The sequence below is a fragment of the Pantoea dispersa genome (assembly GCF_019890955.1).
Lineage (GTDB): Bacteria > Pseudomonadota > Gammaproteobacteria > Enterobacterales > Enterobacteriaceae > Pantoea > Pantoea dispersa.
Genome location: NZ_CP082347.1, coordinates 676,591 through 689,940, shown reverse-complemented (window position 1 = coordinate 689,940; position 13,350 = coordinate 676,591). Strand labels below are relative to the sequence as shown.

Genomic DNA, 13,350 nt, shown 5'->3' with positions numbered 1-13,350 from the left:
AGCCTGAGATCTTCATTCTGTGGATGAAAAGGATCGGTATCTGATTACAGTGAACATTAACACTGTTTATAGTGAACATTCTACTGTCTATAGTGAATAAAGTACTGACTATAGTGGATACTTTACTGATTATAGTGAACACGATCACCTTCTCAGCCCTTGTCGGGTGCGGCCTGCCGCGATCGGGGATCTCTTAGGATCTCTTTTAGATCTCTTTATGATCTTTCTTTAAGATCTAATCACTGTATAAGTGGATAACCCGTTGAGGCGACTGATGCTGATAAGCGTAACCTGCAGAATATTCGCTTACGTCTTTAAATTACCCTGTGAGGGTGGAAAGTGAAAATCTTCAGGCCTGCTCTGCCTCTCAATTCATTTCAGGTGAACAACTTGCTCTCATCTATTCATTTTTCATCACCTGATAGCTGGCGTAAGGTAGCTCCCATTCTGATCAACCCGATTATCTGACGGAGGCATCTTATGACTGATCATGTTATTTCACGTAATCCCACCAGCGGCGAAATCATTGCCACTTATCCCCTGCAGAGTGCAGCCGAGCTGGAAACGGCTTTACAGCAAAGCGCCAGCGCCTTTGCGCAGTGGCGTAACACAGAGATGGCACAGCGCGTGAAGGTACTGCGTCAGCTGGGTGAGCAGCTGCGCCAGCGTCAGGATCAACTGGCTACGCTCGCCACGCTGGAAATGGGTAAACCCATTGCGCAGGCGCGTGCCGAAGTCCTGAAATGCGCCAGCCTGTGTGACTGGTATGCTGAACACGGACCGGCAATGCTGGCCGATCAGCCCACGCTGGTGGAAAACCAGCAGGCCTGGCAATCGTTTCGTCCACTCGGTGTGATCCTCGCGGTGATGCCGTGGAATTTTCCTTACTGGCAGGTCCTGCGCGGCGCGGTCAGCATGCTGCTGGCGGGCAACACCTACCTGCTGAAACACGCTCCAAGCGTCATGGGCTGCGCCTGGCTGATGCAGGAACTGTTTACCGCAACCGATTTGCCGCGCGGCGCATTCAATGTAATCAACGTTGATAACGACGGTGTTTCTGCAGCCATTAAAGATCCGCGCGTCGCGGCTATCGCCGTAACCGGAAGCGTGCGTGCGGGTGGGGCTATCGCCGCTCAGGCCGGTGCGGTACTGAAAAAAACCGTGCTGGAGTTAGGCGGCGCCGATCCTTTTATCGTGCTGGCGGATGCCGATCTGGATGCGGCAGTGGCCTCAGCGGTCACAGGGCGCTACCAGAACAGCGGGCAGGTGTGTATGGCAGCCAAACGCTTCATTATTGAAGAGAGCATCGCAGAAGCGTTTGAGGCGCGTTTTAGCGCAGCCGTGCAGGCACTGAAAGTGGGCGATCCGCTGCAGGAAGAGACTTATATCGGTCCGATGGCACGCTACGATCTGCGCGATGAACTCGATCATCAGGTGCAGGAAACCCTGCAGCAGGGTGCACGTCTGGTGCTGGGCGGCCACAAGATCGAGGGCGTCGGCAACTATTATGCGCCAACCATTCTTGCCGACGTCACGCCCGCGATGACCGCTTTTCGTCAGGAGATCTTCGGGCCGGTGGCGGCGATCACCGTCGCGCGCGATGCGCAACATGCACTGCAGCTGGCGAATGACAGCGAGTTTGGCCTGAGCGCCACCGTGTGGAGCGGCAATGAAGCGCTGGCGCAGGAACTGGCAGAGCAGCTGGAAACCGGCGCGGTGTTTATCAACGGCAACGGCGCCTCAGATCCGCGCGTCGCTATCGGTGGCGTGAAAAAGAGTGGTTATGGCCGCGAACTCTCCAGCTTCGGCGTGCACGAGTTCTGTAACATCCAGACGGTGTGGAAAAACCGTCGCTAACCCGGCCGGGGCGCGCCATACTGTGCGCCCCAACTTTCGGAAGCAATCCTTGTATGCAGACGCCAGGCATTCTTATCCTTGCTGCCGGTCTCGGCAGCCGCTTTCGTCAGGCCGGCGGTACCGGACATAAACTGCTGGCGCCGTATCCTGACGATAATGGCGTGCCTCAGCCGCTGCTGAAGCTGACGCTGCAGCAGGCGCAGCGCAGCGGTTTGCCGCTTCTCCTCATTATCCGGCCGGAAGATGGCGCCATTCAACAGCTGGCACAGCAGTGCGGCGTCGCGACCTGCACTATTGCCAGCGCCGGCAGCGGTGAAAGCATTGCCGCTGGCGTGCGGGCCACCGCCCACTGGCATGGCTGGCTGATCGTACCGGGTGATATGGCGTGGGTGAGGGCGGAGGATCATCAATGCGTGGCGCAGGCGCTGCACAACGGTGCGCCGCAGGTACGGCTCAGCTGGCAAAACCAGCCGGGCCACCCGGTGGGTTTTGCCGCGCACTATGGCGCGGCGCTCGCTCAACTGCAGGGCGACAGCGGTGCCCGCGCGCTGCTTGACCCGGCTATTCTCATCACTCTGCCGGCCCATCAGGGCACGATCCGCGACGCGGATCTGCCGCGATCCGATGCAAGCCGCTGACCGGCAGCACGCCTGACTGGGTCAGTGGCTGCCGGGATTAGCGCGCACCTGCGCCACTTTTTCGCTCAGATTCTGCCACGCCGGTTGGTCAGGTGCGTAGCGCTGGCGCAGCCAGGCAGCAATATCCGCAACCTGCTTATCCGACAAACTGGCGGCAAAGCCGGGCATATAACCGAGCGCATCGGTTGCCGGTTTGTCGATACCGTGCAGCACCACCTGTAACAGATTATCCGGCGTCGCGCTGGTTATGCTGCTGCTGTTGGCCATCGATGGGCTGACGCCAAACAACTGCGGTCCGCCCTCGCTGGCGCTGTGGCAGGCCTGACAGGCGCCTTTAAACAGCCGTTCCCCCGCAGCGGTGTTCCATGCCGGTTTTGCCGCCGGCGCGGCGACAGGGCGCGCTGCCTGACCGTTGATATCCGCCAGATAGCTGGCCATGGCGCGCACGTCGGCTTCCGGCAGGGTGGCGAGATGGCTTACCACCGGTGCCATCGGTCCGGCGGCAACGCCGTGCTGCGCATCGTAACCACTGCGCAGATAGTTATACAGCGACTGCGCGGTCCACGGCTGCGGGGCTTTATTCAGCTGATTGAGCGCGGGCGCTTCCCAGCCGTCGACCCAGCCACCGGCGAGGAAATTATCCCCGCTTTTTTCCGCGCCCAGCAAATTACGGGGCGAGTGGCAGGCACCGCAGTGTCCGGCTCCGTTCACCAGATAAGCACCACGATTCCATTCGGCGCTTTTGCGGGGGTCAGGCTGATATTCGCCGCGCCCGAGGTAGAGCGCGTTCCAGCCCGCCATCAGGAAGCGCAGGTTATAGGGAAAGCGCATCTGGTTTTCTGGCGGTGCCTGCTGTACCGCCGGCTGCGACATCAGCCAGGCGTACAGCGCCTGCATATCGCCTTCGCTCAGCTGGCGAAAGCTGGTGTAAGGAAACGCCGGATAGAGATGATGACCGTCGCGGCTGATGCCCTCGCGCATGGCGCGATCGAAGGCGTTAAATGACCAGCTACCGATGCCGGTCTGTTTATCTGGCGTGATGTTGGTGGTGTACAGCGTGCCAAACGGCGTATCCATCTTCAGGCCGCCGGCATTGGTCGCGCCGCCTTCCGTGGTATGGCATACCGCGCAGTCACCGGCGGCGGCCACCTGACGGCCACGTTCCAGCATCTCTGCCGACCAGCTTCCGGCGGCCGGGGGTGTCACGGGCGCAATCGGTGCGCGCCACGGCAGCGCGTTAATCGCCACGCCAGCGGCGAGACCGAGCAATCCTGTTACGCCACCCAGCGCCCATTTTCGGCTGCGGCGGCGGGTGGTGCTGACCGGTGCGGCCAGCTGTGGCTCCGGCTGCGGATCGGGGCCGTTCAGCGCCTGACGCAGTTTGTCAGCGGTAATGGGCAATTCGCGAAAACGGATACCGGTGGCATCAAACACCGCGTTAGCGATGGCCGCGGCGCTGGGCACCGACGCGGATTCCCCCGCGCCCAGCGGCGGTTCGTGCGGGCGCGGCACCATCATCACGTCGATATCCGGCACTTCCGGAAACGTCAGGATCGGGTAGCTGCCCCATTCCTGGCTGGCGATCAGGTTGCTTTCAATCGTCACCTGTTCTTTGAGCACCCGGCTGGTGGACTGAATGACATTGCCGTGAATCTGATGTTTTACCCCTTCCGGGTTGATCATCATGCCAGCATCATGGCCTACGGTGATGCGCGTAACGGCGATCTCGCCGCTTTGCTTATCAATCGCGACATCCGCGACCCAGGCAGCCCAGGCGGCACCGAAGCCGGGAAATTTGCTGTGAATGTAGCGTGCGTAGGCAAAACCGCGTCCGCGCAAAATGCCGGGTTCGCTGGCGGTCTGCTGAATGGCGGTGCGCGGCGTCCAGTCTGCGCGCGCTGCGGTGGAGCGCATTAGCTCGGCGGCGCGATCGTCCTGAATGTAGCGCAGCCGGTACTCCACCGGATCGACGCCTGCCGCGTGGGCCAGCTCATCCATATAGGATTCATGGGCAAAGGTGTTGGGCAGGGCCGAAACGCCGCGCATCCACGAGGCGCGCACAATCGGCGCCATGTCCTCAATGGTGACGCGCAGATGGGGAAAATCGTAAGGTGGAATGGAGGTGCGATCGCCCATTTCATACGCCAGCGCCACCGGATCGACGCGGCCGGTCAGCAGCAGCGCAAGGGTGGGCGCGCCGTTTGACGGATAAGACGTAGTGAAATCATACACCTGCGGATTGCCATGCGCGTCCAGCCCGCCGTCCACCTCCATCAACTGTGCAGTGCCTTTCGGTTCCCACACGTGCTCCTGGGCGCGCGTCAGCTGTACCCGCACCGGCTGGCCCACCGCGCGCGACAACAGCGCCGCATCGGCGGCCACGTCATCGGCGCAGTTGCGACCATAGCAACCGGCGGCTTCCATGCGGTTCACTTCAATAGTCTCTTCCGGCCTCTCCAGCAGCCATGCCAGATCGGCGCGCAGCAGGTGCGGGTTCTGCGTGCCGCTCCACACCTGCAGCGAATCAGGCTGATAGTCGGCCACCGCGCAGGAAGGGCCAATCGACGCATGCAGCTGATAGGGCCAGACATAGCTGCGGGTAAAACGCTGCGCGACATTCGCCAGCGCGGCATCCACCTCACCGCTGTCATGCACCACGCGCGAAGTGCGGGGATTATCACGAATAGCCTGTTCAATATCGCGCAGGTCCGGCAGGCTGTGCTCCCACGGCTTCCAGCGCACCTGTAATGCGTCCATAGCGGCGATGGCCTGCTCCTCGCGCTCGGCCACTACGCCGACAAAATCCGCGATCTGCACCACTTTCACGATGCCTTCGAGATGCGCGATCGAGCTTTCGTCAATGCTGAGCAACGAGGTGCCGACAAAGCTGCCGGTGTCATAGCCCGCATACGGTGGACGGATGACCCGGCCGTGCAGCATACCGGGCACGCGCAGGTCATGCACCCACGTCAGTTCGCCGGTGGCTTTGGCGGGAATATCCACCCGCGCTGAGCTGGTACCAACTAAGCGATATTCACTGGCGGGCTTGAGTGTTACCTGATGATCAATCGGCACGATGCTGCGCTGCTGCTGCACCAGTTCGGCAAATGACAATTGCACCCCGCTGGGGTGCTGCAGGAAACCGCCGTCCAGCGTGATGCTCTCCAGCGGCAGCTGCCAGCGCGCGGCGGCCTGCTGTAACAGCCACTGGCGCGCCGTTGCAGCCGCTTTACGCAGTGGTACGGCAGAAATTTGCAATGTGGCGCTGGCGATGGTGGCACCCTGGTTGGGCACGCGTAGCGTATCGCCCAGTACCATTTGCACCTGATCCATGCGCAGATTGAGCTCTTCGGCGACGATTTGCGTCAGCGCGGTTTTCACCCCGGTGCCGAGATCGACATGGCCATTGAAGGCCCATACGCGGCCGGAACCGTCAATAGCCAGAAACAGTGCCCGCTCTTTGGCTTTCAGCGTCGGCGTCTGGCCTTTGGGTACCAGCCCGGGCGGCGGCTGAATCTCATCGACAATCAACAGGATGTCGCTGGCTGCCAGCAACTGCTGCTGCGTGGGGACGTTAGCCGTACTCATGATGCCGCCTCCGCCTGCTGCAGGCATAAGGTGATGGCACGCTTCACTGCGCACAGGATCTCCTGATGGGTGCCACAGCGGCACAGGTTACCGCTCAGCGCCGCACGTATCTGCCGGTCATCAGGGCAGGGCTGAGCGCGCAGCAGCGCGGCGGTGGTCATGATCATGCCGTTAAGGCAGTAACCGCATTGTGCGGCCTGCGCCTCGATAAACGCCTGCTGCACCGGGTGCAGTGCTTCGCGGTTGCCCAGCCCTTCCAGCGTGGTGATAGCGCGCTGACGCACGCCATACGCCGGGATGACGCAGGCGCGCGCGGCAAAGCCATCGATCAGCACGGTGCAGGCGCCGCATTCGCCCAGGCCGCAGCCATATTTGGGTCCGTTAAGCTGGAGTTGATTACGCAGCACCAGCAGCAGCGAGGTATCGCGATAGCTGCTGATGGGGTGAGTCGCACCGTTCACCTCAAGGGCGTAATGGCACGTGGATGCAGGTGAAACCGGTGTGGCAGTCTGATGTGCCAGCATTTTCATTATTAACCGCCTTAGCGAGGCGGCTAAGCGCCCCGGGTTAGGGCTGGCTCGTATCGTCCAGCATTTTTTTCAGCAGATAAATCAGCGCGACCCGTTCGGCGGGATTCAGCTGCCCGTAAGTCATTTCGGTGATGCGCATCGCGTTGTCTGTCGTGCTGTCAATCAGGCGGTGGCCTGCATCGGTCAGCATGACAATCACTTTGCGTTTGTCGGTGGGATCGGGACCCAGACTGACCAGATCGCGCGCCTTAAGACGCTCAACCACACCGCGAATGGTGGCCTGATCGACGGCGGTATAGCGCACTAAATCGTTCTGTGCGCTCGGACCGCGATCGCGCAGCGCACAGAGGGTAATAAATTGCACGGCGGTGATCTGTGAATCACCGACGTGTTGCTGAAAAATCGCCGCATGGCGTTGATACACCTTGCGCAACAGATGGCCAACCTGCTCGGTATAGTCATAGCGCTGGTCTGCGCGCGGATCCTGCTGATGCGACATGCCTTTATCCTTTTTCCCGGAAACTGTCAGGCAGTGTAATGCATTGTCACTGCGCTGACAGCTGTTCCCTGCGCACGATTAACGCGCGCGTGAGGCCTCCGGTGCCACCACTTCACCTTCAGCCACCACCAGCAAATCGTCCACTTTGATGTCGCAGCGGCGCAGAGCAATGTCCATATGGCACGGCGTTTTGCGCTTACCGCCCACTTCAGTGTTCGGTCCGGTCGAAAACAGGAAGTTGCCGTAAAAGGCGCGCGCGTCCATACACATGCCGTCGTTTTTGTCGTGTAACCCCATCGCCGTCCACTGCGCGCGCGGCTGCAGCCCCCAGCCGATGTGGGAAATACCGTACACTTCCGGATCGTTGAAGTAGCGCATGTAATCGCGCAGATACTCGGCTTCAAAGCCACCGTGAATGCGGGTGACAAAACCTTTCTCGATCTCCAGCGTGATGCGTTCACGCGCGTAAGATTTAAACGGCAGCAGGATGTCGCCGACGTCCAGCACCAGCACGCCTTCAGCCTGATCTTCATTCGGCCAGGTAAACAGGAAGCCGCTCGGCCAGTGATCCCAGCGGCCTGGCTCATCCGCGTAGCCATATTCCGTTACCGTGGGGTACTGGCCGAGCGGGGCACGAAAATCACTGCCAGCCGGCGATTTCACCGTCATCATGCGCGCTTTTTCCAGCACCGCCGCCGCAGCCAGCACGCGCGACTTGTCCTCTTCGTTTGGCAACATTCGTGCCAATACTTCCGGCGGCTCGACGGCCAGCAAAATTCGTGTCCCGGTTTTCAGGATTTGTTCCTGCTCCGGCGAATGCAGCAGCATCATGGTATCGACGATCAGATCCGCCGCTTCCAGCGCGCGCTGCGCGGCAATGTTGCCGGTAAGCGCGGTATCACCACAGTAGGCGGTCATGTCGTTACCCATTGCCGTCGGGTGATTAAAGGCCGGCAGCTCAACGCAGTACACCTTCGCGCCCAATCGTAGTGCAGCATCAGTGGCGGCCTGCACGGTGCGTGCATCGGAATAGTGACTTTTCAGGATGGCGACACTCTGACTGGCGTCGACTTTCGACAGCCGTAAAACCTGCTCGAACATCTGGCCTAACTGGCTCTGATTTACTGCCATAGCGGTTTCCTCTCAGGGTTAGATGTCAGACAATTTGCTGCGCAAAACTTCAGCTATTTATAGCGAACACGCTTTATGTTTTTGTTATAGACGTGTTGCGAAGAACAGTGCAAGCATTTCTTTTTGACATAAGAAAAGCCTATTTAACCTTATCAACAGGCTGTGATTAACATCATGTTATCGAGTTTTCACTGTAAATACGGTTGCTTTTAACAGTGTCATAACCTCAATAATTAAAGCGTATGCACTGTAAATTCAGCGTCGGGTTTGATCGTTTATCCGTGTGCATACCTTCAAATCAGCGTCAGTGTGAGAGGAAAATATGAGCAATATGAAACGCATCGCGGTAATCGGCGCCGGGCTGGGCGGGCTTGCCGCCGGCTCGCTGTTACAGAAAGCGGGATTTCATGTCACGGTCTATGAACAAAGCCCGGCTTTCTCCCGTCTGGGTGCCGGCATCCACATGGGGCCGAACGTGCTCAAGGTGTTTCGCCGCATGGGTATCGAACAGCAGCTGGAGGATCTGGCTTCGCATCCCGATTTCTGGTTCAGCCGCGACGGCGAGACCGGGGAGTATTTGTCACGCATTCCGCTGGGCGCTTATGCGCGCAAAGAGTACGGTGCGGCTTATGTCACGGTGCACCGGGGCGATTTGCAGGCCATGCAGATGACCAGTCTGCAGCCGGGCAGCGTCCAGTTCGGCAAGTGCCTGGGCAGCGTCGAAGACAGCGGCAGCGATGTGGTGCTGCGTTTTCAGGACGGCAGCGAAGCGCGCGCGGATATCGTGATTGGCGCGGATGGCATCAACTCAAAGCTGCGTGAACATCTGCTGGGGGTGGAAGCGCCCACTTACAGCGGCTGGGTGGCGCACCGTGCGCTAATCCGTGGCGAACAACTGCGCAAATACAACCTCAGCTTTGAAGATTGCGTGAAGTGGTGGTCTGAAGATCGTCATCTGATGGTCTATTACACCACCAAAGCGCGCGACGAATATTATTACGTCTCCGGTGTGCCGCACCCGGCGTGGGATATCAAAGGCAGCTTCGTTGAAAGCAGTCAGCAGGAGATGCTGGAAACCTTTGGTCACTACCATCCGGTGGTACAGGCGCTGATCGAGTGCAGCGAATCGGTCACCAAATGGCCGCTGCTCAACCGCCAGCCGCTGCCGGTATGGAGCGAAGGGCGCATTGTGCTGCTGGGTGATGCCTGCCATCCGATGAAACCGCACATGGCGCAGGGCGCTGCGATGGCCATCGAAGATGCCGCCATGCTGTCGCGCTGCCTGACGGAAACCGGTCTTGATGATTATCGCACCGCATTCCGCCTGTATGAAGCCAACCGCAAAGAACGCGCGTCGCGCGTGCAGGCCGTCTCTAACGCCAATACTTTCCTGCGCACCCAGGAAGATCCGGCCTGGGTGTACGGCTACGACGTGTTTGCCGCGCCGCTGAAAAGCGAGGTGACCTCATGAGCCGTTTTATGCACGGCGGGCAGGTACAGGCCAACGGCATTCGCCAGCACTATCTGCGCTACGGCGGCAGCGGGCCCGCGCTGATCCTCGTACCGGGCATCACCAGCCCGGCGATCACCTGGGGTTTTGTGGCGGAAGTTTTTGCGCAGCATTTTGATACCTGGGTACTGGATGTGCGCGGTCGCGGGCTCTCCAGCAGTGGTGAAGGGCTGGATTACGGCATGGAGAGCTGCGCCGATGACATCAACGCCTTCGCGGATGCGCTGGGGCTGACGCGCTATCACCTGGTTGGCCATTCGATGGGCGCGCGCTTCATCATGCGTGCGGCGGTGAAACAGCCAGCCGGCGTGCTGTCGCTGTCGCTGATCGATCCGCCGGTTTCCGGTCCGGGCCGGCGTCTCTATCCGGGACAGTGGCCATGGTATGAGGATTCCATTCGCGACGCGCAGCGCGGCATGGATGCTGAAGCCATGAAGCAATACTGCCCGGCCTGGAGCGATGACCAGCGTCAGCTGCGCGCCGAGTGGCTGCATACCTGCTATACGCCGGCCATCCGTCGCGCCTACGACGATTTTCACCAGCTCGATATCCATCAATATTTCCCTCAGCTGCCGGCAAAAACCCTGCTGATGGTGGCAGGCAAGGGCGGCGTCATTCAGGCGGAAGATGAAGCCGAAATCCGCGAGCTGCTGCCGACCATCGAGATCAGCCGGGTAGCCGGCGCTGGTCACATGATCCCGTGGGATGATTTTCACGGTTTCTTCAACGCCTTTGGTACCTTCCTTGGCCCCTCACTGACTCCGGAGACGCAGCCATGACGCGTTCGTATCGTATCGGCCAGATTGTGCCGAGTTCCAACATCACCATGGAAACCGAAATTCCCGCCATGCTGCAGGCGCGCCAGCTGATTCGCCCGGAGCGGTTTACCTTCCACTCCAGCCGTATGCGCATGAAGCATGTCAATAAAGATGAACTGGCGGCGATGGATAAAGAGTCCGACCGCTGTGCGCTGGAGCTGTCCGACGCGCGCGTTGACGTGCTCGGCTATGCCTGTCTGGTAGCGATCATGGCGATGGGCCCGGGCTATCATCGCCAGTCGCAGCAGCGCCTGACGCAGGTCACGCGCGACAACGAGGCGCTGGCACCGGTGATCACCAGTGCCGGCGCGCTGGTCGATGCGCTGCATATTATGGGCGCGAAGAAGATCGCGCTGGTGGCGCCCTACATGAAGCCGCTGACCGAGCTGGTGGTGGATTACATCCAGCGCGAAGGGATTGAGGTAAAGCAGTGGCGCGCGCTGGAAATTGCCGATAACCTCGCCGTCGCCCGCCACGACCCGGCCAATTTACCTGGCATCGTGGCGGACATGACGCTGACGGATATTGATGTGGTGGTGCTGTCGGCCTGTGTGCAGATGCCATCGCTGCCGGCGGTGGCAAAAGTGGAGGCGCAGACCGGCAAGCCGGTAATTACGGCCGCCATTGCCACCACGTACGCACTGCTGAAGGCGCTGGAGCTGGAGCCGGTGGTGCCGGGTGCGGGCGCACTGCTGTCCGGTGCGTGGTAAGGAGAAAGCATGAGCCAGAGTGTCAGTGATAACTACGCCGGTGTCTGGGGCAACCGCATCGGTTTTGGTCAGCGTCCGGCGCTGCTGATGATCGACTTTCTGCAGGGCTACACCACGCCGGGCGCCGCGCTATTTGCCCCTGGCGTGGTAGAGGCGGTGGCCGCTGCACAGGGCCTGCTGGCGGCGGCGCGCCAGTGCGCGATTCCGGTGATCCATACGCAGATTCGCTATCACCCGCAGCATCAGCAGGACGGCGGGATCTGGGTGCAGAAAGCCCCGGTGATGCGTGACATGGTGGAGGGCAATCCGCTCGCCGCGTTTTGTCCGGCGGTGCAGCCGCTTGCCGCAGAAGTGGTGATCACCAAACAGTATGCCAGCGCGTTTTTTGGCACGTCTCTGGCATCGATGCTGGTGGCGCAGGGCATTGATACGCTGCTGATCGCCGGCTGCTCTACCAGCGGCTGCATCCGCGCCAGCGCAGTGGATGCGTTGCAATACGGTTTTCGCGCCATGGTGGTCCGCGAATGCGTGGGCGATCGCCATGATGCGCCGCATCAGGCCAATTTATTTGATATCGACAGTAAATATGGCGACGTGGTAAGTAAAGCCGCGGCGCTGGAGTATCTCGGGAAGTTCAGCGCCCGTTAAGGGCGCGATTCACCTGCACGGAGTGCGCACAAACAGTCCGTTTCGGCTGCGGCTGAGACGCATAACAACATCTCCCCGACGACGGGGTTATTGCGCCCGGAGAACACCATGACTGACGTTTCAACCCGTCCTGCTGCGCTGGCAGCCGAAGACACCGCTTCGATTTATCGCAAAATCACCTGGAAGCTGATTCCGTTTCTCTGCCTGTGTTATCTCGCGGCCTATCTTGATCGCATCAATATCGGCCTGGCTAAGCTACAGATGGCGAGCGATCTGGCGCTAAGCGAGACCGCGTTTGGTCTGGGTGCCGGGCTGTTTTTTGTCGGCTATATCCTGTTTGAAGTGCCGAGCAACCTGATCCTGCAGCGGGTCGGCGCAAAGATCTGGATCGCGCGCATTATGATTACCTGGGGCCTGCTCTCGACCGCCACGCTGCTGGTGCAAACGCCGACCCAGTTCTACATCATCCGCTTTTTCCTCGGCGCGGCCGAAGCCGGTTTTCTGCCTGGCGTGCTGTTCTATCTCACCAAATGGTTTCCCTCGTGGCGCCGCAGCCGCATCATTGCGCTGTTTATGATTGGCCTGCCGCTCTCCAGCCTGATTGGCGGACCGCTTTCCGGCTGGATCATGGGGCATTTTCATGAGGTTTACGGCATGCGCGGCTGGCAGTGGCTGTTTCTGCTGGAAGGCCTGCCCAGCGTGTTACTGGGTGTGCTGACGTTCTGGCTGCTGCCGAACAGCGTCGAGAGCGCCAGCTGGCTCAGCAGCAGTGAGAAGCAGGCGGTGCTGCGCGAACTGGCGCGCGACGAAGGTGACGCCAAAGGGCTGAAACACAGCCTGCGCGATGGTCTGCTGAATATTCGCGTGGTGATGCTCGGCGGCATCGATTTCTCGATTCTGCTCAGCGCTTACGCCATGGGTTTCTGGATGCCGACCTTTATCAAGAATGCCGGCACCACCGATATCACCACCATTGGCTATCTGACGGCGATCCCCAGCCTGGCGGCGTTGATTGGCATGCTGGCGATCGGTGCCAGCTCAGACCGCCTGCGTGAACGCCGCTGGCACATCATTGTTCCGTTTATTATTGGCGCGGCGGCGATGGGCACCAGCACCTTCTTTGCTCACAACGTGGCGATGACCGTGCTGCTGTTCTCCATTGCACAGGCGATGATTATCGGGGCGGTGCCGGTGTTTTTCAGTCTGCCCGCTACGTTCCTGAAAGGCACGGCAGCGGCAGCGGGTTTTGCTCTGGCCTGTTCGATCGCCAATATCGCCGGACTGGTGAGTAATTCCGTGATGGGCGTGGCGCTGGACCTCACCGGCAGCAGCAACGGCGCGCTGTGGTTCTTCGCCGTGTGTCTGCTGCTCAGCTCGCTGTTAGTGGTCGCGCTGCCAGCGAAGCTGGTGAACCGGTAGCG

At 60.1% G+C, this 13,350-nt stretch carries 11 protein-coding genes; 7 read left to right on the top strand and 4 right to left on the bottom strand.

What is annotated here, in order from left to right:
- The first annotated feature begins 480 nt into the window (after window positions 1-480).
- Window positions 481-1,857: an aldehyde dehydrogenase family protein gene (locus tag K7H94_RS21995; protein WP_150058841.1), complete on the top strand. Its 1,377-nt coding sequence runs from the start codon at window positions 481-483 to the stop codon at window positions 1,855-1,857.
- Between the two features lie 53 nt (window positions 1,858-1,910).
- Window positions 1,911-2,495 carry a nucleotidyltransferase family protein gene (locus K7H94_RS21990; RefSeq protein WP_222952235.1) on the top strand — a complete coding sequence of 195 codons (585 nt, stop codon included), beginning with the start codon at window positions 1,911-1,913 and terminating at the stop codon, window positions 2,493-2,495.
- A 21-nt stretch (window positions 2,496-2,516) separates the two neighbouring features.
- Here K7H94_RS21990 and K7H94_RS21985 read toward each other — a convergent pair whose 3' ends face one another.
- The 4 genes from K7H94_RS21985 to K7H94_RS21970 all read right to left on the bottom strand — a co-directional run bounded on the left by K7H94_RS21985 (window position 2,517) and on the right by K7H94_RS21970 (window position 8,243).
- Window positions 2,517-6,086, bottom strand: a complete 3,570-nt coding sequence (locus K7H94_RS21985) for a molybdopterin cofactor-binding domain-containing protein (protein WP_420874742.1) — start codon at window positions 6,084-6,086, stop codon at window positions 2,517-2,519.
- The gene (locus tag K7H94_RS21980; RefSeq protein ID WP_420874741.1) at window positions 6,080-6,607 is read right to left on the bottom strand and encodes a (2Fe-2S)-binding protein; all 528 of its coding nucleotides are present in this window, start codon (window positions 6,605-6,607) and stop codon (window positions 6,080-6,082) included. Before K7H94_RS21980 ends, K7H94_RS21985 begins: the two co-directional genes overlap by 7 nt.
- Window positions 6,608-6,650: 43 nt before the next feature.
- A complete protein-coding gene (locus tag K7H94_RS21975) occupies window positions 6,651-7,112 on the bottom strand; it encodes a MarR family winged helix-turn-helix transcriptional regulator (RefSeq protein WP_021508807.1) in 462 nt (153 codons plus the stop codon).
- A gap of 78 nt (window positions 7,113-7,190) precedes the next feature.
- On the bottom strand, window positions 7,191-8,243 hold the full coding sequence (locus tag K7H94_RS21970; RefSeq protein ID WP_125311089.1) for a 2,5-dihydroxypyridine 5,6-dioxygenase: 1,053 nt from the start codon (window positions 8,241-8,243) through the stop codon (window positions 7,191-7,193).
- Window positions 8,244-8,565: 322 nt separating this feature from the next.
- Here K7H94_RS21970 and K7H94_RS21965 point away from each other — a divergent pair, with 322 nt between their 5' ends.
- The 5 genes from K7H94_RS21965 (at window position 8,566) to K7H94_RS21945 (ending at window position 13,348) form a co-directional block, all read left to right on the top strand.
- Complete coding sequence (locus K7H94_RS21965) at window positions 8,566-9,714, top strand: FAD-dependent monooxygenase (protein ID WP_222952232.1); 1,149 nt, start codon at window positions 8,566-8,568, stop codon at window positions 9,712-9,714.
- A complete protein-coding gene (locus K7H94_RS21960; RefSeq protein WP_021508810.1) occupies window positions 9,711-10,532 on the top strand; it encodes an alpha/beta fold hydrolase in 822 nt (273 codons plus the stop codon). The genes K7H94_RS21965 and K7H94_RS21960 overlap by 4 nt, the downstream gene beginning before the upstream one ends.
- On the top strand, window positions 10,529-11,281 hold the full coding sequence (locus K7H94_RS21955) for a maleate cis-trans isomerase family protein (protein WP_058776149.1): 753 nt from the start codon (window positions 10,529-10,531) through the stop codon (window positions 11,279-11,281). Before K7H94_RS21960 ends, K7H94_RS21955 begins: the two co-directional genes overlap by 4 nt.
- Window positions 11,282-11,290: 9 nt before the next feature.
- On the top strand, window positions 11,291-11,929 hold the full coding sequence (locus K7H94_RS21950) for an isochorismatase family protein (protein ID WP_021508812.1): 639 nt from the start codon (window positions 11,291-11,293) through the stop codon (window positions 11,927-11,929).
- A gap of 108 nt (window positions 11,930-12,037) precedes the next feature.
- Complete coding sequence (locus K7H94_RS21945; RefSeq protein WP_021508813.1) at window positions 12,038-13,348, top strand: MFS transporter; 1,311 nt, start codon at window positions 12,038-12,040, stop codon at window positions 13,346-13,348.
- The last annotated feature ends 2 nt before the right edge of the window (window positions 13,349-13,350 follow it).